Origin of the sequence: Actinomadura sp. WMMB 499 (assembly GCF_008824145.1) — a bacterium.
Taxonomy (GTDB): domain Bacteria; phylum Actinomycetota; class Actinomycetes; order Streptosporangiales; family Streptosporangiaceae; genus Spirillospora.
In genome coordinates this window covers 5,176,264-5,194,667 of record NZ_CP044407.1, presented here as the reverse complement: position 1 = coordinate 5,194,667, position 18,404 = coordinate 5,176,264, and the positions used below count along the sequence as shown (strand labels likewise).

Below are 18,404 nucleotides of genomic sequence, written 5' to 3'. Positions count from 1 at the left end.
CCCGATCATGGTGACCCGGATCGTGTGCGCGCAGGTCGCGCCGGTCGTCGGCGACCCGGCCGGCAACCGGGCGCGGTCGGTCGCCGCGGTCCGGGACGCCGCCGCGCGCGGGGCGCACGTCATCGTGCTGCCCGAGCTGGTGACGTCCGGGTACGTGTTCGCCTCCGCCGCCGAGGCGGCGGATGCCGCCGTCACCCCGGCCGATCCGGTGTTCGCGGCGTGGGCGGACGCGGCGGGCGGCCCCGCGAGCGGCCGCGTGGTGGTCGGCGGGTTCTGCGAGCGGGGACCGGACGGGCGCCTGTACAACAGCGCCGCCGTCGTCGACCGGGGCGCGGTCGCCGCCGTCTACCGCAAGACGCACCTGTGGGACGCCGAGAAGACCGTCTTCACGCCCGGCGACCGCCCGGCCCCGGTCGTCGCCACGACGGCCGGGCCGATCGGTGTCCTGATCTGCTACGACCTGGAGTTCCCGGAGATGCCGCGCGCCCTCGCGCGCGGCGGCGCGCGGCTCGTCGCGGCGCCGGTGAACTGGCCGCTGGTGGACCGCCCGGCGGGCGAGCGGCCGCCCGAGGCGGTGCTCGCGATGGCCGCCGCGCGCGCCAGCCGGATGTTCGTCGCCTGCTGCGACCGGACGGGCGACGAGCGCGGCGTCCGGTGGACGGGCGGCACCGTGATCGTCGGCGCGGACGGCTGGCCGCTCGCCGAGGCCGGCACGCGTTCCGGGGTCGCGGTCGCCGACGTCGACCTCGCGGACGCGGCGGACAAGACCGCGAGCCCCCGCAACGACCTGCTGCGCGACCGGCGCCCCGAGCTCTACTGAGCGCCGGTCCGGGGGTCCGGGACGAGGCGGAACGCGACGAACGCCGGGAACGTCGCGAGGCGCCGGTGATCGTCGGGGTAGTGCTCGGCCATCTCCGGGACGGGGCGCGGTTCGAGCAGCTCCTCGATGAGGAACCCGGCGCGGCGGAACGCGGCGGTCAGGTCGGTGAGCGGCCGCCGCCACGACCGCACCGGCCAGTCGCGCGTCGGGCTGAGCGACTCCTCGACCGGCTCGACGGCGAAGTACGAGCCGCCGAGCCGCTGCCACGTCGTCGCCGGGTGCTCGGTGGACAGGACGACCGCGCCCGCCGGCCGCAGGATCCGGCGGCACTCGCGCAGCAGCGCGACGGGATCGTCCAGGTAGTGGACGGCGAGGGCGAGGACGACGAGGTCCACCGAGCCGTCCGGGACCCAGGCCAGCGGCTCGGCGAGGTCGTGCACGCGCAGGTCGGCGCGCCCGCCCGTCCGCTCCCGGGCCAGCTCGACGAACGTCGGGCTGGCGTCGCAGCCGAGGACGCGCGCGCCCCGGTCCAGGAGTTCGGCCGCGTAGAGGCCGGGGCCGCACGCCGCGTCGAACACCGTCGCGCCCGCGACGTCGCCCGCGAGCCCGAGCACCGCCGGACGGTCGTAGTAGGCGTTGTACGGGCTGGACTCTGCGTGCGCGGCGTACTCGCGCGCGAAGCGTTCGTACATCCGCCGATTCTCCCAGACAAGATCAACCGGACGGTTCGTGCAGGTGGCCGTGGTAGTCGCGCTTCTTGATCGTCAAGTCGACGCGGCGGAAGTCGGCGCCCGACAGCTCGCACAGGCCGCTGGCGACGACGTCCCGGTAGATGGCGTCGGAGACGATCAGCGCCAGGTCGCGGCCGGGCCGCTCATCGAGCAGCCGGCGCACCGGATCGGCGTCGACCAGCCGGCGGACCTGTACCACGGCGTCCCCGGCCGGGCCGAACGGCGACACCGGGTGCGTCACGATGACGCCGTAGTGGAAGGCGAGCCGCAGCCGCAGCCGGGGCCCCGGACGCCCGAGCCGCGCGATCCGCGCGAGTTCCCGTTCGAGGTTCGCGGGGAGCCGGCCGACGGTGCGGGCGTAGTCGAGCCCCTCAGGCAGGACGATCAGGGCGCCGTCCCCGCCCGGCTGCAGCAACCAGCGGCGCGGATCGATGCCCGTGGCGAGGGCCGCGCGATTCAGCACCTGCGCGAGGTTCCACTGCGCGTCCTCCTGCATTCCCGAGGCGCGCCCGCTGAAGTTCTCGATGTCGACCCCGAACATCAGCCGCGGCTGCATGGAACGGACGGACGCGCCGCCGGAGGCCGACTTCGGCACGCTGAAGAATCGGAACGGTTTCCTGGACGGCAACGGCAGTGCGGGCATCCCCATGGCGCCCTCCTCCTGTTCCTCCCCCACTTCCCAAACGTAGGATGACATGCGGATCCGCCCTTTCCCAGGGGCTTTCCGGGGCGTCGAAAGCAGACTGCCAGGTGGCATCCGGCCATCCGGCGGAACGGCACGGAGCACATGTGGATCTGGCCGCCGGAGCACCGGAGAAAGGTGCTGGTAGGTGCCGCCGCATTAGCGGACATATTCCAGTTCGCCACCTGGCACGGCGACACTTGACGCGATCATTCGCCGGAAAAATTTTCGGCCTCGAACCGGCCCGCGACCGCGTTCCGGCCCCGGACGGCGTACGGTGAACGCCGGAACCCGGCTGGAATCGGGTGAAACCGTGCGAGTCCCTGGCGGGTCTGATCACGTGACGCGCCCACACCGCTCGGGCCGGAGGGAGAAGATCGTGACCAGTGGCGACCCCGCCGACCGGGTGGACACGGCCAGGAAACGGGTCGACGCGCCCGCGGAGACCGGCGAGCGAGCCGCCCCCGACCCGCAAGGGGCCCTCTTCGCCCGCCGGGACTGGACGGACGAGCGGCCGGAACCGCGGGAACCGGCGGGGCCCGCGTGGCTCGTCGTCCCGCTGCGGGCGATCGCGTTCGTCATCGTCCTGCCGTTCCGGCTGGCCTACGACCTGATCCGGTGGATCGGCAAGGGCCTCGCCCGGATGTTCGGCGGTCTCTGGAACGTGCTCTACACGTACGTCCTCGCACCGGTCGGGCGCGCGCTGGCGGTGACGCTGCACTTCCTGCTCGTCGTCCCCGCGCGGTGGATCTACCGGGCCCTGCTGACCCCGCTCGGGCACGGGATCGCCGCGGTGCTGCGGTGGATCGGGTGGCTGCTCGACCTGGTGCTGTGGCGGCCGCTCGTGTGGCTCCTGACCGTGCTGATCGCGATCCCGGCCGTGTTCCTGTGGAAGTACGTCCTTTACCCGCCGCTGGTGCTGCTCGGCAAGATGTTCATGGGCATCGGCCGCGGCCTCGCCTGGGCGTGGAGAAATCTGGTCGTCACGCCGTGGGGGTACGCCGCCCGGTTCCTGGCGTGGCTGTGGCGGATCTTCGTCGCGATCCCCTGCACATGGCTGTGGAGGAACGTGCTGCGGCCCGTCGGGCGCGGCATCGCCGCCGTGTGGGACGTCGTCGTGGGCATCCCCTACCGGGCCGTCCGGCAGGCGTTGCGGGACGTCCGGCTCCAGCTCCGGCGCATGTTCCGCGGAGCGTAGGCGGCGCGAGGGGGACGAAGGGGACGAAGGGCGCGAAGCGGACGCGCCGGTCCCGGAGCCGGGACCGGCGCGCGTTCTCTACTCTTCGTTCTTGTCGGCCTCCGTGGAGCTCCGCTCGTTGCGTTCCCGCATCTTCGCGAGCAGCTCCCGCTTGCGGGCGGCCTGCTCGTCGGCGTTGCCGGACGCCCGCGCCGCGTCGCCGCGCAGGTCGCGCCGCGACATGTTCTTGCGCTGGCCGCCTACGCCCAGCATGTTGTTGCGGCCCTTGGCCATGTGGTCACTCCCGTGGTTCTCGTGTACTGCAGGATCCCAGCACGCCCGGCCACGGGGAGCACCGGCGGGTGTCAGCCGCCGAGCACGTCCCGTCCGGACATGTCGGCGGGGCGGGGGCGGTACACCCGCTGCGGGAAGGGCCACCATGCGGTGGCGATGCCATTCATGAGCATGCCGCCAGGTTATGCGGGAGGGCGCCGGATCGTCGAAGGGATTTTCCTGGGATACTTACCGGCGATGTACCGACTCCTGTTCGCACTGGTCATCGCCCGCGTCCCGGCCGAGACCGTGCACCATCTGACGATGCGGGCACTGCGGGCGATCCGGTCCGTGCCGGGGCTCGCTCCGCTGCTGCGCCGCCTGCTGGCCCCGCGCGACCCCGCCCTGGCCGTCCGCGCGTTCGGGCTCGACTTCCCGAGCCCGCTCGGTCTCGCCGCCGGGTTCGACAAGGACGCCGTCGCCTACGAGGCGCTCGGCGCCTTCGGGTTCGGGCACGTCGAGATCGGCACGGTGACCGGGCGCCCGCAGCCGGGCAACCCGCGCCCCCGGCTGTTCCGGCTCCCGCTCGACCGGGCGGTCGTCAACCGGATGGGCTTCAACAACGCGGGGTCGGAGGCCGCCGCGGACCGGCTGCGCGGGCGCGCCGCGGCCACGATCGTCGGGGTCAACATCGGCAAGACGAAGGCCGTCCCGGAGGACGAGGCCGCCGCCGACTACGTCGCGAGCGCCCGGCGGCTCGCGCCGTTCGCCGACTACCTCGTCGTCAACGTCAGCTCGCCCAACACGCCCGGCCTGCGGAACCTCCAGGCCGTCGAGGTCCTGCGCCCGCTGCTGGGCGCCGTGCGCGAGGCCGCCGACGGCGCCGCCGCCCGGCACGTCCCGCTGCTCGTCAAGATCGCGCCGGACCTCGCGGACGACGACGTCGACGCCGTCGCCGACCTCGCCCTCGACCTCGGGCTGGACGGGATCATCGCCACCAACACCACCATCGGCCGGGACGGGCTGCGCAGCGACCCGGCGCTCGTCGCCGAGGCCGGCGGGCTGTCCGGCGCGCCGCTCAAGGGCCGCTCGGTCGAGGTGCTGCGCCGCCTCCGCGCCCGCGCCGGGGACCGGCTCGTCCTCGTCTCGGTCGGCGGCGTCGAGACCGCCGACGACGTGTGGGAGCGGGTGCGCGCGGGCGCCACGCTCGTCCAGGGCTACACCGGGATGATCTACGGCGGGCCGCTGTGGGCGCGGCGCGTCCAGCGCGACCTGTCCCGGCGGCTGCGCGGCAGCGCCTTCGCGACCATCACGGACGCGCGCGGCTGACGGCCGCGCTCAGCGGAAGAAGCCGTCCGCGATCAGCTCCGGCAGGACGGCGTCCGCGTGGGCGCGCACGGCGGCCTCGTCCATCCCGGTCAGGCGGGCGATCGCGTCCAGGAGCGGTTCGAGGGGCAGCGTGCCGTCGCAGACGCCCGCGAGCCCGGCCTCGACCGTCCCTACGCCGGCCGCGCGCCGCAGCCGTCCGGTCTGCCGCAGGACGATCCGTTCCGGGTCCTCGGCGCCGGGCGGGCCGATCTGCTCCTGTACCAAGCCGTCCGCCGCGCGGAGCGGTTCTCCACAGGCTGTGGAAAACTCGGCGCCCTTCCGGAACCCGTCGAGCACCTCGTCCACGTAGGCGCCCGCGGGCTCCTCGACCGCGTGCCGCAGCTCCTCGACCCGCACCGGCCCCGCGCCCTTCCGGAGCGTGATCCACCCGAACCCGACGCCCGTCACCCCGTGCCGCTCGAAGTGGTCGAGCCACGCCTCGTACCGCGCGCGGTACTCGGGCGTCCCCGCCTCGCACGAGTCCCGCAGCCACAGTTCCGCGTACTCCGCCGGGTCCTGGACGTCGCGCTGCACGACCCATGCCGCGCACCCCGACTCCTCCGCCCAGCCGCCGACGCGCTCGTCCCACGGCACCCCGTCCACGTGCAGCCAGTTGGCCAGGAGCTGGCAATATCCGCCGTCGGTCAGCAGATCGGGCGCTTGCGTGACGAGCCGCCTGCAGAAGTCGTCGCCCGGCATTCCGGACTCGCGGTAGGTGAACCGCCGGTCGCCGGGCGGCGCGACGACGAACGGCGGATTCGACACGATCAGGTCGAACCGCCGCCCCCGGACGGGCTCGAACAGCGGCCCCTCCAGCCGCTCGACACCCGCCGTCCCGGACAGCTCGAAGCTCATCCCCGCCAGTTCGAGCGCCCGCGCGTTCACGTCCGTCGCGGTGATCCGGCGCGCCTGCCCGCGCGCCCCCAGATGCACCGCCTGCACGCCGCATCCCGTGCCGACATCGAGCACGTTATCCACAGGCCTGTGGACAACCAGCCGCGCGAGACTCCCCGACGCGCCGCCCGCACCGACCACGTGATCGGGCGCCGGAACCCCGTCCCCGGGACGCACCTTGCGGTCCGACACGGCGTACCCGGCGTGCCCGTCCCCGCCGACCGCCTCCAGCGGCTCGATGTGGAACCGCCCGCGGACCTCGCCGCCCGACGCCTCCGCGAGACCCGCGCGGACGAGCTCGTCCGTCGTCCCGTCCGCCGTCCCGTCCGAGGGGACCGGCACCTGCAACCAGAACAGCCGGGTCAGGACCTCCAGCGGCGACCCGCCCCCGGTCGCCCGCAGCGCCGGCACGATCTCGTCCCGCGCCAGCGCCCCGCCCGCCACCGGCCCCAGCAGCCCGCGCACACCGGCGACGGTGTACCCGGCTTCCAGGAAGACGTCACGGACACGGCTCAGCGGCACGGCGAGATCGGGCATCCCCCCATCCTGCCCCCTCCCGCCGCCGCCACGGGCCCGGCACGGACGGTCAGTCGTCCGGCGTCCAGGACGCAACGAGGCGCAGGAGGCCGGGGAAGCGGTCGTCGAGATCGGCGATGCGGACCTCGCTGCGGCGTTCGAGGCCGTACTGGCGCTGCCGGATGACGCCCGCCTCGCGCAGCGCCTTGAAGTGGTGCGTGAGCGACGACTTGGGGCGGTCGATGCCGAACCAGCCGCAGGGGTGGTCGAAGTCCTCGCGGTCGAGGAGGAGCTTGCGGACGATCCGGAGCCGCAGCGGATCGCTCAGCGCGCCGAGGACCGCGGGGAGGCGCAGGTCCGCGACGTCCGGCTCCGGGAGCGGGGACGGCAGGCCGGCGGGTTCCGGCAGCACCTTGATGTCGGTCATGGACGGCCTCCTCACCATCAGTACGAGTCTGATCGTACAGCCTGCTAAGTTCGACTCCGTTCGTACAAGTACGAATTTATTCGTACTGAGATCGGAGGTCGTCATGCCGGAAACGGTCCGGGCGCGGGAGGCGCTGGAGGAACCGGCGGGGGCGCCGGCGGAGGCGCCGATGCGGTGGGTGTGGCTCGCGGCGTGGCCGGTGACGGCCGTGTTCGCGCTGTCGAACGCGGCGACGCCGCTGTACGTGCTGTGGCAGCGGGAGCTCGGGTTCTCCGGCGGCACGCTCACGGTGATCTTCGCGTGCTACATCGCCGGGCTGCTCGGCTCGCTGCTGGTGTCGGGCGTCCTGTCCGACCGGTTCGGCCGCAGACCCGTGCTGCTCCCCGCGCTCGGGCTCGCGCTCGTCGCGTGCGGGGTGTTCGCCGCCGCGCCGTCCGTCGCCGCGCTGATGGGCGCCCGGCTGCTCACCGGCGTCGCCGTCGGCGCGATCGTGTCGGCGGGGATGGCGGCCGTGACGGACGTCGCGGGCCCGCCGCGCGCCCGGCTCGCGGCGCTGCTCGCCTCCACGGCGATGGTGCTCGGCGCCGGGCTCGGCCCCCTGCTGGCCGGGGTGCTCTCCGAGACGCTGCCCGCCCCCGCGCGGACCGTGTTCGCCGTCGAGGCCGTCCTGCTCGCGGCCGCGGTCGCCGTGGTGGTGCGGATGCCGGCGGGACGGCGTCCCGCGCCGGGCGCGCGCGGGTTCGTCCGGGTGCCGCGGGTCCCGCGCGGGGACGGGCGCCGCCTCGCCCTCGGCGTCGCGGTGTTCGCGCCCGGCATCACCGCGACGTCGTTCGTGCTCTCACTCGGCCCGTCGCTGCTGTCCGGCCTGCTGCACACCGGGAACCGGATGGTCGCGGGCGGGACGGCCTTCGCGATGTTCGCCGCCGCGACCGGGGTGCAGTTCGCCGTCCGGAAACTGGCCCGGCGGACGATCCTCGCGACGGGCGCGGCGGCCACCGCGATCGCCATGGCGTCGCTGGTGGCCGCCGTGCGGGCGGACTCGGTCGGGGCGCTGCTCGCCGCGGCCGTCCTCGCCGGTGCCGGGCAGGGGCTCGGGCAGTTCGCCGGGCTGTCGCTGCTGAACGCGTCCGTGCCGCCGGGGCGGCTGGCGGAGGCGAACGCCGCGTTCAACCTCGGCGGCTACGTGCCCGCCGGCCTGCTGCCGGTCGCCGCCGGATACCTCGGTGACGCCGTCGGCCTGACCGGCGGCGCCACCGTGTTCGGCGCCGTGCTCGGCGCGTGCGCGCTCGGCGGCGGCGCGTTCGTCCTCGCTCAGGAGAAGTAGGTCTCGAAACCCTGCGCGAGGGACGTGGCGATGCGCTCGCGGAACTTCGCGTCCGTCATCTTCGCCGCGTCGCCCGGGTTGCGCATGTTGCCCGCCTCGAGGAAGACCTTCGGGACGGTCGACATGTTCAGCCCGCCGAGGTCGTCACGGAAGTCCATGCCCTGCTTCCCCAGGTAGTTCGAGTAGGGGATGCCGGTGCCGTCCTTGTAGGCGTCGCGCAGGGCGGTGCCCAGCTCGCGCGACGCGGGCGCCATCTCGGCGTTCCGCTCTATGGCCTTGGGGGCGATGATGTGGAAGCCGTGCCCGGACGCCGACGTGCCGTCCGCGTGCACCGACAGGGACGCGTCCGCCTTCAGCTCGTTGGCGATCGCGGCGCGCTCGGTGATGCACGGGCCGACGCCCTCGTCGTTGTCGCGGGTGAGCGTCACCTCGGCGCCCTCGGCCTCCAGCGCCTTCTCCAGCCGCTTCGAGACGTCCCAGTTGAACGCGTGCTCGGTGTAGCCGTCGTCCGTGCTGGTGCCGGTGGTGTCGCAGGCCTTGCTGCCGTTGCCGATCTTGACCTGCTTGTTGATCTCCGCCGGGGCGTCGGCGTTGCCGCCGTTGTGCCCGGGGTCGATGACGATCACCTTGCCGTCCAGGGGGGAAGCCTCGGACGGCGCGGAACGCTGCTGCTCGGCGCCCGCCGGGGACGTCGCTCCGGCCGTCGGAGGCTGCGCCGCGTCCCCGGACCCGCCGCCCGTGCCGCAAGCGGCGACGGCGCCGAGGCTCAGCGCGAGACCGGCGACAACAGGGCCGCCTCGTTTGATGCGCACAGGCCGATTCCTCCGTGATTGGTTCGTTATCGGGATGCCAGTCTGCACGTGGCATCGAGTTCGTCAAACGAGGTTCACGGCGAACGGCATTCCCGATCAGTTCAAAGGATCTTCCCGGCCGAGCAGGGCCGCGAGCGCCCGCGCCTCCTCCGCATTAAGGCCCAGCACCACGCGCGGGCGTCCCCACGGATGGTCGATGGAGTGAGCCACATAACTCGCCACCGACTCCGAAACCTGCTCTGCGAGCCCCCGCGCGTGCTTCCACCGCGTCCAGGCCCGTTCCAGCTCGCCCGCGGCGTGCTGCGCGCACGACACCAACTCCGGATCACGCACGGCTGAATCCCCCGATCGTCACGACCCTCCCGTGCCCGCTCCGCGCGCCGGTCCGGCCCGGACGGCCGCGCGGCGCCCGGCCGGGGCCGTCCGGGCCGGCATTCCCCTGCCCGCCGAACGGTGGAGTCCATTAACCACCGGGGGACGGGCCGCGGTACGCCGGATGCCGCACTTTTGGTCCGTCCCTTACCCGCCGCACACCAAGAAGGGGAACGGCCGAGCCCCTCGCCCAAGGCACGCGCGTTGGGCCCTGCGACCGAACCGGGACGGTCCCCGCGGCCGACGCGCCGTGGAGCGAACCGGACGAGCATGGCTCGCATGACCTCCCAGACCTCCCAGACCTCCCGCAGACAGCCGGAGACGGAACCGGAGAAGCCGTCCGGGACCGCGGCCGCGCCGGTCCGCGCGGGCCGGCGGATCGCCGAACTCGACGCCCTGCGCGGCCTCGCGCTCTGCGGAATCATCTTCATCAACATTCCGCAGACCCTGGAGATGTTCGACAACGCCGGGCAGCTGCCGGACGTCCTGCGCGTTCTCTTCCTGGGCCGCTTCTATCCGATCTTCTTCCTGCTGTTCGGCATCGGGTTCGGCATCTTCCTGCGGTCGGCGCAGCGGCGCGCGGCCCGGCCCCGGTCGCTGCTGCTGCGCAGGTTCGCCGCGCTGGGGGTCGCCGGGGCGCTGCTCCACCTGATCCAGCCCGGCGAGGTGCTGCTGCCCTTCGCCGTGACCGGAGTGCTGGTGCTCATCCCGTTCAGCTACGTGCGGGGACGGGCGCTGGCCGTGAGCGGCGGCGCACTGACCGTGCTCGGCGTGCTGGCCGGGGTCGGGGGTCTCGGCCTGCTACCGGGGCTGTTCGTGCTGGGGTTCGCACTCGCGGACCTGGGCGTGCACGCGAGCCTGCCGCGTTCGGCGCGGGCGCTGGCGGCGACCGCGCTCGGTGCGGCCGCGACCGGAACGGCGGCCTGGGCGCTCATCTCGATGGACCTGCCCGACATCGCCCAGATCCGGCTCGGGCTGGCGTTCTCCCTGTCGATGGCCACCGGCTACGCGGCGCTCTTCCTGCTGGCGCTCCGGACCCCCGCCGGGTTCGTGCCGGCGTGGGTCCTCGGCCCGATGGGACGCATGGCGCTGACCAACTACGTCACCGCGGCACTGCTGTTCGTGCCGATCGGCGCGGCGCTGGACCTGCGGGACTCGGCGGAGTGGACGGCGGCGGCGCTGCTCGGGCTCGGCATTCTGGCGGCCCAGGCGCTGTTCAGTAACCTGTGGCTCCGGGCGTTCCGCTACGGTCCGCTGGAATGGGCGTGGCGGTGCGTCACCTACTGGCGCCGGCTTCCGATCCGCGCTCGGAGGGAGCTCGGGGCGGCATGACAGGACGGGGAGTCCGCGGAGTCGCACTCCGCTGGACGGCGCGGGGCGACGCCCTCGTCGCCGCCGTCCTGGTGGTGGCCAACCTCGCGCGGATACCGCACGTCCTGGCGCTGCACCCGGCGGAACCGGACTGGGCGATCACGCTCGCCTTCCTGCTCGCCTGCGCCGACCTGCTGGCCATCGCGGTGCGCCGGAGCCGTCCGGTGGCCGCCCTGGCCGTGGCGACGGCGGCGCCGCTGGCGACCACCGCGCTCCCCGTGCGGCCCGCGCTGATCGGTCTCGGGATCCTGTTCTGCGCCTACACGGTCGCCGCCCGGATGCCCTGGCCCCGGGCCGCGACCGTCCTCGGCGCCGCCGCCACCGCCCACCTGGCGGGCGGGCTCGCCGCCGTGGCCGGGGGCGGCTCGGTGGACGGGCTGGCCGCCTTCTGGGGCGGGCCGCCCCGGGACGCCTGGACGATGGCGACCGGGGTCACCGCCGCGTACCTGCTGCCCGCGGTGGCGGGTCTGACGGTCCGCACCCGCCGCGTCCACCGCGCCGAGGCCGCGGCCCGGATCGAACGCGACCGCGAGGAGCGCGCCGCGGCCGCGGTCGCCGAGGAACGCGCGAGGATCGCCCGCGAGCTGCACGACATCGCCGCGCACGACCTGTCGGCGATCGTCGTCCAGGCGGGCGCGGCCGACCGGCTCCTGGACCGCGACCCGGAGGCCGTGCGGGCCACGCTGCGCTCCATCCGGGCGCAGGGCCGCGACACCCTCACCGCCCTGCGGACGATGGTGGGCCTCATCCGCGAGCACGAGCGGGCGGACCGGCGGACGGACGGTCTCCCGGCGCCGCAGCCGGTCCCGGCCCGGCTGGAGGAGGTCGTCCGGCGCTCCCGCGACACCGGGCTGGCGGTCGAGTTCCGCACGACGGGCGAGCCGCGCCGTCTCCCGGTGACCGTCGAACTGGCGGTCTCCCGGCTCGTCCAGGAGGCCCTGGCCAACGCCGGGGAGCACGCCCCGGGCGCGCCCGTCACCGTGGCGGCCGAGTTCGGCGACGCCGCGCTGCGCGTCACCGTCCGCAACGCCGAGCCCGACCGGGTCCCCGGTCCCCCCGGCCCGGCCGCGGCCGATCCCGGGCGCGGCCACGGGCTGCTCGGGATGCGCGAACGCGTCCAGCACGCCGGCGGGGAGTTGCGCACCGGCCCGCGTCCCGGCGGCGGCTGGGAGGTCACCGCGACCTTCCCCGCGGAGCGGGCGGGGACGCGGTGACGGTCCGGGTGCTGATCGCCGACGACCAGGCCGTCGTCCGGGCCGGGTTCCGCACGATCCTGGAGGCCGAACCCGACATCGAGATCACCGGGGAGGCGGCGGACGGCGCGGACGCCGTCCGGCTCGCCCGGCGGGACCGGCCCGACCTCGTGCTGATGGACGTGCGGATGCCCGTGCTCGACGGCATCGCCGCGACCGAGCGGCTCGCCGGGCCGGACGTCGCCGACCCGCTCGCCGTCCTGATCGTCACCACGTTCGACCTGGACGAGTACGTCTTCGCCGCGCTGCGCGGCGGGGCCTGCGGCTTCCTGCTCAAGGACATCGAACCGGACGACCTGGTCCAGGCCGTGCGGGTCGTGGTCTCCGGTCAGGGCCTCCTCGCCCCGGCCGTCACCCGCCGGCTGATCGGGGAGTTCGCCCGCACCTCCCGCGCGTCCCGGCCGGAAGCGGGCCCGCTGCCCGACCTCACCGCCCGGGAGCGGGACATGCTGCTGCTGATCAGCCGGGGCCTGTCCAACGCCGAGATCGCCGACACCCTGTTCCTCAGCGTCTCGACGGTCAAGACCCATGTGGCGCGGCTGCTGGCCAAGATCGACTGCCGGGACCGCGTGCACGCCGTCATCTGGGCCTACGAGCACGGGATGGTCGAGCCCGGCGAGACCCCGTGACGCCGCCGCCCCGCGGCCCGCCCGGCCGGCCCGCCGGCCCGCCGGTCAGTCGACCGGGGCCGGGCCCGTCGTGGAGCGGACGACCAGGTGCGGGACGACGAAGTTCTGCCGGGCCGCGCGGGACGGGTCCTCGATGCGGGTGGTGAGCAGTTCGGCCGCCAGCCGGCCCATGTCCCGGCGCGGCTGGTCGACGCTCGTCAGCGAGATGTGCCGGATCGCCGCGAGGTGGGTGTTGTCGTAGCCGATGACCGACAGGTCGGCGGGCACCCGCAGGTCCAGTTCCACCGCGGCCGACAGCGCCCCCGTCGCGACCAGGTCGTTGGGCGCGAAGATCGCGGTGGGGCGGGGCTCGCGGCGCAGCAGCTCGCGGGCGGCGCGGTAGCCGCCCTCCTCGGTGAAGTCGCCCGGCTGCACGGCGACCTCGCCCGCGAGGCCGTGCCGCCGCATCGCCTTCTCGTAGCCGGTGCGCCGGTAGCGCGCGGCGGTCGAGCGGCTGCCCTCGATGTGGGCGATGCGCCGGTGCCCGAGCCCGACGAGGTGGTCGACGGCGAGGCCCGCGCCCAGCTCGTCGTCGTCCACGACGATGTCGACGCCCGCGACGTCGCGCTCTCCGACGACCACGACCGGGACGCTCGCCGCCGCGTCCTTCAGCGACTCGGGGACGACGCTGAGCAGGACGAGGCCGTCCACCCGCATCTCCAGGAACGCCTCCACCGCCTCGGCCTCGAACATCGGGTCCCAGCGGCCGCTGCCCACCAGCATCCGGAGCCCGGCGCCGTGCAGGCTCTCCTGCAGGCCGTCCAGGAACTCCGCGAAGAACGGGTTGTGCAGGTCGGCGACGATCGCCCCGATCAGCCGCGTCCGTCCCTCGACCAGGCTGCGGGCCACGGCGTTCGGCCGGTACCCGAGTTCGCGCGCCGCCTGCAGGACGGCCTGCCTGCGGCGCTCGCTGACGTGCGGGGAGCCGCGCATCACCAGGGAGACGAGGGACTTGGAGACCCCGGCCCGCTCGGCGACGTTGCGGATCGTCGGCTTCGGCGCGGGCACGGCCCTCCCCTCGTCGTGCGCGGCGGAGGCGGGCAGGCGCGGCCGGGGCACCGCGATGTCCTCCTGCGTCTTGTGCGGGGGGTTTCCTTCACCAGCTGACATGGCACTCCGTCCAGGGGGCGTGCAGGACCTGCCGTCCCGGCGCGCCTCAGGGAGCGGCGGGCGCGCCTCCTCCGCGCGGGAGGAGAGCCCATGATGCCTTGGCTTCCCCACAAACCGTCGCAACAGGGAGTAACGGTCATCCGCCAAACCGGGTTCGGGTCGGTGGTGTCCCGGATCACAGTCGGGTCCGGAGCGGATCACGGCCCGGTGACGGGCCGCCCCGCCGCGGCGCCGGTGCGGCGCCCCCGGCGCGGGGCTCGGATACCCTGCGCAGGTGACAGAACGTGCGGTGACCGGTGAGAAGGCGCGGAGCCGGCAGCGCGGCGGGCAGGGACGTCGCAGGCTCAGCGTGGACGAACGACGTGAGGAACTGATCGAGGCGGCCCTGCAGCTGTTCAGCACGAAATCGCCCGAGGACGTCTCGATCGACGACGTCGCGGCCGCCGCGGGGGCGTCCCGCGCGCTCGTCTACCACTACTTCGGCGGGAAGTACGAGCTGTACATCGCGGCGCTCGGCAGCGCGGCGAAGCAGCTGTCGGTGCTGCTGGAGCCCCCGGCCGAGGGCAAGCCGCTGGAGCGGCTGCGGGTCTCGCTGGAGCGCTACTTCGACTTCGTGGAGAGCCACGCGGCGGGCTACACGGCCCTGCTGCGGGGCGGTCCGGCCGACCGGTCGGGCGAGGTCGGCGAGATCGTCGACGGGATCCGCCAGCTGCTGCTGTCGCGGATCCTGCACTCGCTGGCGGTGGACGTGCCGGAGCCGACGCTGCGCATCACGCTGCGCTCGTGGATGGCGGCCGTCGAGACCGCGGGCCTGGACTGGCTGGAGAACCGCGACGTCGCCCGCGCGGACCTCGAACGGCTCCTCGTCGACCACCTGGTCGTCATGCTGCATGTGGCGGGACGGCACGACCCCGGCACCGGGGCCCTGTTCGACCGCCTGGCGAACGAGGAGCTGACCGGGGGGCAGGCATCCCGCTGAACGCACCGCCGGAACGCCCCGCCGGGACGCGCATCTGACTCGCGCCCCTGACTCGCGGACGGCCCGGCGCGGCCCGGCTCGCGCGCGATCTGACGCGGGACGGACGGTCCGCGCGGGACGGGCGCGGGCCGCGGGGCGCGTGTGACCACCGGGACACCGGTGACCACAACCGGCCACGGCCTTGCGCGGGAGACACGTGCGCGGGGAAACACCGGAGTCCCGCCCGCGGGATGGCGAGCGGGACGTCCGGCCGAACCGTGAGCGTCCGGGACCGCGATTCTCGGATGACCGTGGTCCCGGGCCCTCCGCGGCCCCCCTTGTGTTTTCGTCCGGCGTGCCGATGCGGGGCGCGCCGGCCGGAGCGGCTACTCCGAGCGCTGCTGCGGGATTCCCGCCAGCAGCGCCCGGACCTCCGCCTCCCGGTAGCGCCGGTGCCCCCCGAGCGTCCGGATGGACGTGAGCTTGCCCGCCTTCGCCCAGCGCGTGACGGTCTTGGGGTCGACGCGGAACATCGTCGCCACCTCCGCCGGCGTCAGCAGGGGCTCGGCTTCTGGCGTACGTGCTGACATGTTTGCGGCCTCTCCTCCATGGACCGATGACAGCGATCCTGCGATTGATCCTCGCGCGGTCACTGATGTCCCCTATGGCCCGAAAGAGCCACTATGACATCACAACGTGTTACCTTGCCACCACTGAGCGCAACAAGCAAGTTCCTGGCGTACGTTGCGGGCGAACAACCCCACGAACGCCGCGAGCCGCGCATCGGTGATGAACATCGGGTCACGCAGCGTGATTCTAGCGACACGTATAGTCGTATCGCGCGCGGATTCGGGAATTTTGTTCAGTACGTCCACGGGACCGGCATCCGTGACACCCGTCAGTTGGCCGATTCCAGGGCCCGGACGGGCCGCCAGCGCGCCAGGAGCCGCTTGTACATCGCGACGGTCAGCTCCACCTCGCCCCGCTGCATCCCGGTCAGCGCCACCGACATCTCCGCGACCGACTCGTCCGCCCGCAGGGCCTCGTCGTCCAGCAGGTGGACGAGACCGCCGTAGTCGAGCTCGACGAGTGCTCGCGGGTGGAACTCCGCGAGCCAGCGGGAGAGCGTCTCCAGGCGTCCGGCAGAGAGCAGGTACACATCGCCCGAGCCGTCCCCCAGGTTCTCCCGGACGACCGGCAGCGCGTGATCCACGCGGCGGCGGGCCTCGCCCATCGACGTGACGTAGAGCAGTGTGCGCGCGGGCGCGGCCGTCGCGGGCCCCTGCGCGGCGTGATCGCACGCGGGGTCGTCCGGTTCGGGGACACCCAGGGTGAGGGACCGCTCGGTCCGGACGAACGGCACGAACCAGTCGAGCGGGACGTGCCAGGTGCTCGTCAGGATGTGCGGACGCAGCGGACGGCCGGCGCGCTTCCAGCGCTCGAAGGCCTGCGCGATGCGCTCGGCCTGCGGCGGCGGGACGAACGCGGACGCGACCCCCAGCGGCTGCTCGTCCCGGAACCGCTCGAACGCGATCCACGAGCGCAACCGCGTCTCCCACGGGCACACGTAGATCATGTCGTCGAGGCGCCGCACGTAGGCGTCGCGGCTCTCCCGGTCCGGGACGACCTCGAGCGGGGCGGCGGCCAGCCGGTGGGCCGCGTCGCGATGCTCGACGCCGAGCGCGCGGATCCGGCGCGGGCGCCGCCTGGACTCGGCGTAGGCCGTCCACAACGTCCGCGCCGGTTCCTGGAAGGCGGTCACCGGTTCGTATACCCGTAAGTACGCGGCGTACGGAAACACGAACGCATCGTGGCACGAGACGGGCCCGGCGGTCGCGGCGACAGCCCGGCGCGGCCGCGGCGTTACCTCCCGATGGGGCTCGGCGCGCCCTAGGCTGATCGTGGACAGGAAGGAGGGCACTACCGTGCCTAATGTCTTCGGGTCGCCCCACAAGGGCTCGGAACCCCGACACGAGCAGGTCGTCTTCTGCCAGGACGAGGCCAGCGGCCTGCGCGCCATCATCGCGATCTACTCCACCGCACTGGGGCCGTCGCTGGGCGGCACCCGCTTCTACCCGTACGGGTCGGAGGAGGACGCGCTCGCCGACGTGCTGAACCTCTCCCGGGGCATGGCGTACAAGAACGCCCTGGCCGGGCTCGACCACGGCGGGGGCAAGGCCGTCATCATCGGCGACCCCGTCCGGGACAAGACCGAGGCGCTCCTGCGGGCCTACGGACGGTTCGTCCAGTCCCTCGGCGGCCGCTACTACACGGCGTGCGACGTCGGCACCTTCAGCGAGGACATGGACCTCGTCGCCCGCGAGTGCGCGTACGTGACGGGGCGGACGGTCGCGCACGGCGGTGCGGGCGACTCGTCCATCCTGACCGCGTACGGGGTCTTCCAGGGGATGCGCGCCGCCGCCGAGACGGCGTGGGGCACGCCGACGCTGCGCGGGCGGCGGGTCGGCGTGGAGGGCGTCGGGAAGGTCGGCCGCCGGCTGGTCGAGCACCTGCGCGAGGACGGCGCCGACGTGGTGGTCTGCGACGTCAGCGGGGCCGCCGTCGAGCGGGTCACCGCGCTGCACCCGGAGGTGGAGGTCGTCGCGGACCGCGACGCGATGGTCCGCGCCGACCTGGACGTCTACGCGCCGTGCGCGCTCGGCGGGTCGCTGAACGACGACACCGTGCCGGTGCTCGGCGCCCGCGTCGTCTGCGGCGGGGCCAACAACCAGCTCGCGCACACCGGCGTGGAGAAGAGCCTCGCCGACCGGAACATCCTGTACGCGCCCGACTACGTGGTGAATTCGGGCGGTGTGATCCAGGTCGCTGACGAGGTCGCCGGGTTCGACTTCGAGCGGGCCAAGGCGCGGGCGTCCGGCATCTACGGCACCACCCGCAAGATCTTCGAGCTGGCCGCGGACGAGGGCGTCCCGCCCGCGGTCGCCGCCGACCGGCTCGCCGAGCGCCGGATGTCCGAGATCGGCCGCCTGCGCGGCATTCTCGTCTGATCCCGGACGATCTCCCGGCCGGCCGTCGTGAGCCGCCGTGCGCCTCCGCGCACGCGTCCCGCGGCGGCCTTTCGGGCGCTTGACGTTCCGTTCGGTCCGGTGGAACGGGCGGTCACATGGCGTCAAGTCGGTCCACCGGCACCTACCGGATACACTGGAGTTCCCGGAACAAGGGCGCCGCCACGTACCGCCGAAGTACCGAGCCGGGCGCAAAACGGGTACGGTTGTATCCGTGACTGACGCATGGCTCATCAGGCATCGGTTCGTGTGGTACACGCGCGCGTTGATGGGCCCACAGAAGCCCTGACCATCGAGGGGGTCGAGCCAATGGGTCGCGGCCGAGCCAAGGCCAAGCAGGTGAAGGTTGCCCGCCAGCTCAAGTACAACAGCGGCGGCACGGACCTCGACCGCCTGAAGAGCGAACTCGGAGTCAATGACTCCGGCGACGACTCCTATGACGAGCTCGCCGAGAAGTACGCCGATTACGCCGACGACTACGGCTCGGAGGACCGCAAGGACGACTCCTCCGGCTGACGCGTCGTGAACGACCGCCACGGCCTGCACCCCGGTGTCGGCCGTGGCGGTCGTTTATGTTCCGCCGCCTTCACCGTGAGCCCTGACCGCGACAGGTCGCGTTCAC

The 18,404-nt window shown here is 73.7% G+C and carries 21 protein-coding genes; 10 read left to right on the top strand and 11 right to left on the bottom strand.

Annotated elements, in window-relative coordinates; genetic code table 11:
• The first annotated feature begins 7 nt into the window (after positions 1-7).
• Positions 8-820: a nitrilase-related carbon-nitrogen hydrolase gene (locus F7P10_RS23110; protein WP_151012147.1), complete on the top strand. Its 813-nt coding sequence runs from the start codon at positions 8-10 to the stop codon at positions 818-820.
• Here F7P10_RS23110 and F7P10_RS23105 read toward each other — a convergent pair.
• Positions 814-1,512, bottom strand: a complete 699-nt coding sequence (locus tag F7P10_RS23105) for a class I SAM-dependent methyltransferase (protein ID WP_151012145.1) — start codon at positions 1,510-1,512, stop codon at positions 814-816. The genes F7P10_RS23110 and F7P10_RS23105 overlap by 7 nt on opposite strands.
• A 22-nt stretch (positions 1,513-1,534) precedes the next feature.
• Positions 1,535-2,227, bottom strand: coding sequence for a hypothetical protein (locus F7P10_RS23100; protein ID WP_151012143.1), 693 nt, complete (start codon positions 2,225-2,227; stop codon positions 1,535-1,537).
• A 385-nt stretch (positions 2,228-2,612) separates the two neighbouring features.
• On the opposite strand from F7P10_RS23100, the gene F7P10_RS23095 reads away from it, so the two are divergent.
• Entirely contained in the window at positions 2,613-3,431 is an 819-nt protein-coding gene (locus F7P10_RS23095; protein ID WP_151012141.1) for a hypothetical protein, read from the top strand.
• A gap of 78 nt (positions 3,432-3,509) precedes the next feature.
• Here F7P10_RS23095 and F7P10_RS23090 read toward each other — a convergent pair whose 3' ends face one another.
• The gene (locus F7P10_RS23090) at positions 3,510-3,704 is read right to left on the bottom strand and encodes a DUF6243 family protein (RefSeq protein WP_151012139.1); all 195 of its coding nucleotides are present in this window, start codon (positions 3,702-3,704) and stop codon (positions 3,510-3,512) included.
• A 237-nt stretch (positions 3,705-3,941) separates the two neighbouring features.
• Between F7P10_RS23090 and F7P10_RS23085 the strand changes: the two genes are divergently transcribed.
• Entirely contained in the window at positions 3,942-5,012 is a 1,071-nt protein-coding gene (locus F7P10_RS23085; RefSeq protein ID WP_151012137.1) for a quinone-dependent dihydroorotate dehydrogenase, read from the top strand.
• Between the two features lie 9 nt (positions 5,013-5,021).
• On the opposite strand, the gene F7P10_RS23080 is transcribed toward F7P10_RS23085, so the two are convergent.
• Both F7P10_RS23080 and F7P10_RS23075 read right to left on the bottom strand, forming a co-directional pair.
• Positions 5,022-6,482 (bottom strand): class I SAM-dependent methyltransferase, encoded by a 1,461-nt coding sequence (locus tag F7P10_RS23080; RefSeq protein WP_151012135.1) that lies wholly within the window; start codon positions 6,480-6,482, stop codon positions 5,022-5,024.
• 49 nt (positions 6,483-6,531) lie between these two features.
• Entirely contained in the window at positions 6,532-6,888 is a 357-nt protein-coding gene (locus tag F7P10_RS23075; protein WP_218040120.1) for a helix-turn-helix transcriptional regulator, read from the bottom strand.
• A gap of 103 nt (positions 6,889-6,991) precedes the next feature.
• On the opposite strand from F7P10_RS23075, the gene F7P10_RS23070 reads away from it, so the two are divergent.
• On the top strand, positions 6,992-8,212 hold the full coding sequence (locus tag F7P10_RS23070; protein WP_218040119.1) for an MFS transporter: 1,221 nt from the start codon (positions 6,992-6,994) through the stop codon (positions 8,210-8,212).
• On the opposite strand, the gene F7P10_RS23065 is transcribed toward F7P10_RS23070, so the two are convergent.
• Positions 8,200-9,024 carry an N-acetylmuramoyl-L-alanine amidase gene (locus F7P10_RS23065; RefSeq protein WP_254715970.1) on the bottom strand — a complete coding sequence of 275 codons (825 nt, stop codon included), beginning with the start codon at positions 9,022-9,024 and terminating at the stop codon, positions 8,200-8,202. The two genes, F7P10_RS23070 and F7P10_RS23065, sit on opposite strands and share 13 nt — an antisense overlap.
• A 96-nt stretch (positions 9,025-9,120) precedes the next feature.
• Positions 9,121-9,357, bottom strand: a complete 237-nt coding sequence (locus tag F7P10_RS23060) for a hypothetical protein (RefSeq protein ID WP_151012131.1) — start codon at positions 9,355-9,357, stop codon at positions 9,121-9,123.
• A 318-nt stretch (positions 9,358-9,675) separates the two neighbouring features.
• On the opposite strand from F7P10_RS23060, the gene F7P10_RS23055 reads away from it, so the two are divergent.
• The 3 genes from F7P10_RS23055 to F7P10_RS23045 are packed head-to-tail and all read left to right on the top strand — an operon-like array spanning position 9,676 to position 12,649.
• Positions 9,676-10,728, top strand: a complete 1,053-nt coding sequence (locus F7P10_RS23055) for a DUF418 domain-containing protein (RefSeq protein ID WP_151012129.1) — start codon at positions 9,676-9,678, stop codon at positions 10,726-10,728.
• On the top strand, positions 10,725-11,981 hold the full coding sequence (locus F7P10_RS23050; RefSeq protein ID WP_151012127.1) for a sensor histidine kinase: 1,257 nt from the start codon (positions 10,725-10,727) through the stop codon (positions 11,979-11,981). Before F7P10_RS23055 ends, F7P10_RS23050 begins: the two co-directional genes overlap by 4 nt.
• Positions 11,978-12,649: a response regulator transcription factor gene (locus F7P10_RS23045; protein ID WP_151012125.1), complete on the top strand. Its 672-nt coding sequence runs from the start codon at positions 11,978-11,980 to the stop codon at positions 12,647-12,649. The genes F7P10_RS23050 and F7P10_RS23045 overlap by 4 nt, the downstream gene beginning before the upstream one ends.
• Before the next feature lie 45 nt (positions 12,650-12,694).
• Here the strand turns inward: F7P10_RS23045 and F7P10_RS23040 are convergent, their stop codons facing one another.
• Positions 12,695-13,798, bottom strand: a complete 1,104-nt coding sequence (locus F7P10_RS23040) for a LacI family DNA-binding transcriptional regulator (RefSeq protein WP_151012123.1) — start codon at positions 13,796-13,798, stop codon at positions 12,695-12,697.
• Between the two features lie 274 nt (positions 13,799-14,072).
• Between F7P10_RS23040 and F7P10_RS23035 the strand changes: the two genes are divergently transcribed.
• Positions 14,073-14,777 carry a TetR/AcrR family transcriptional regulator gene (locus F7P10_RS23035; RefSeq protein WP_151012121.1) on the top strand — a complete coding sequence of 235 codons (705 nt, stop codon included), beginning with the start codon at positions 14,073-14,075 and terminating at the stop codon, positions 14,775-14,777.
• A 365-nt stretch (positions 14,778-15,142) separates the two neighbouring features.
• Here the strand turns inward: F7P10_RS23035 and bldC are convergent, their stop codons facing one another.
• The 3 genes from bldC to F7P10_RS23020 all read right to left on the bottom strand — a co-directional run bounded on the left by bldC (position 15,143) and on the right by F7P10_RS23020 (position 16,557).
• Positions 15,143-15,346, bottom strand: coding sequence for a developmental transcriptional regulator BldC (bldC, locus tag F7P10_RS23030; RefSeq protein ID WP_012850682.1), 204 nt, complete (start codon positions 15,344-15,346; stop codon positions 15,143-15,145).
• Positions 15,347-15,445: 99 nt separating this feature from the next.
• Positions 15,446-15,631 (bottom strand): hypothetical protein, encoded by a 186-nt coding sequence (locus F7P10_RS23025; RefSeq protein ID WP_151012119.1) that lies wholly within the window; start codon positions 15,629-15,631, stop codon positions 15,446-15,448.
• Positions 15,632-15,654: 23 nt separating this feature from the next.
• A complete protein-coding gene (locus F7P10_RS23020; RefSeq protein ID WP_151012117.1) occupies positions 15,655-16,557 on the bottom strand; it encodes a hypothetical protein in 903 nt (300 codons plus the stop codon).
• A gap of 124 nt (positions 16,558-16,681) precedes the next feature.
• Between F7P10_RS23020 and F7P10_RS23015 the strand changes: the two genes are divergently transcribed.
• Together F7P10_RS23015 and F7P10_RS23010 are read left to right on the top strand one after the other, a co-directional pair.
• Positions 16,682-17,764, top strand: coding sequence for a Glu/Leu/Phe/Val dehydrogenase (locus F7P10_RS23015; protein ID WP_151012115.1), 1,083 nt, complete (start codon positions 16,682-16,684; stop codon positions 17,762-17,764).
• Positions 17,765-18,091: 327 nt separating this feature from the next.
• Positions 18,092-18,298: a DUF3073 domain-containing protein gene (locus F7P10_RS23010; RefSeq protein ID WP_151018235.1), complete on the top strand. Its 207-nt coding sequence runs from the start codon at positions 18,092-18,094 to the stop codon at positions 18,296-18,298.
• Positions 18,299-18,404 lie beyond the last annotated feature (106 nt).

Coding starts and splice junctions, on each gene's coding strand:
- F7P10_RS23070 (WP_218040119.1), top strand. CDS start 6,992: ATGCCGGAAACGGTCCGGGCGCGGGAGGCGCTGGAGGAACCGGCGGGG.
- F7P10_RS23085 (WP_151012137.1), top strand. CDS start 3,942: ATGTACCGACTCCTGTTCGCACTGGTCATCGCCCGCGTCCCGGCCGAG.
- F7P10_RS23055 (WP_151012129.1), top strand. CDS start 9,676: ATGACCTCCCAGACCTCCCAGACCTCCCGCAGACAGCCGGAGACGGAA.
- F7P10_RS23050 (WP_151012127.1), top strand. CDS start 10,725: ATGACAGGACGGGGAGTCCGCGGAGTCGCACTCCGCTGGACGGCGCGG.
- F7P10_RS23040 (WP_151012123.1), bottom strand. CDS start 13,798: ATGTCAGCTGGTGAAGGAAACCCCCCGCACAAGACGCAGGAGGACATC.
- F7P10_RS23110 (WP_151012147.1), top strand. CDS start 8: ATGGTGACCCGGATCGTGTGCGCGCAGGTCGCGCCGGTCGTCGGCGAC.
- F7P10_RS23080 (WP_151012135.1), bottom strand. CDS start 6,482: ATGCCCGATCTCGCCGTGCCGCTGAGCCGTGTCCGTGACGTCTTCCTG.
- F7P10_RS23010 (WP_151018235.1), top strand. CDS start 18,092: ATGGGTCGCGGCCGAGCCAAGGCCAAGCAGGTGAAGGTTGCCCGCCAG.
- bldC (WP_012850682.1), bottom strand. CDS start 15,346: ATGTCAGCACGTACGCCAGAAGCCGAGCCCCTGCTGACGCCGGCGGAG.
- F7P10_RS23105 (WP_151012145.1), bottom strand. CDS start 1,512: ATGTACGAACGCTTCGCGCGCGAGTACGCCGCGCACGCAGAGTCCAGC.
- F7P10_RS23075 (WP_218040120.1), bottom strand. CDS start 6,888: ATGACCGACATCAAGGTGCTGCCGGAACCCGCCGGCCTGCCGTCCCCG.
- F7P10_RS23090 (WP_151012139.1), bottom strand. CDS start 3,704: ATGGCCAAGGGCCGCAACAACATGCTGGGCGTAGGCGGCCAGCGCAAG.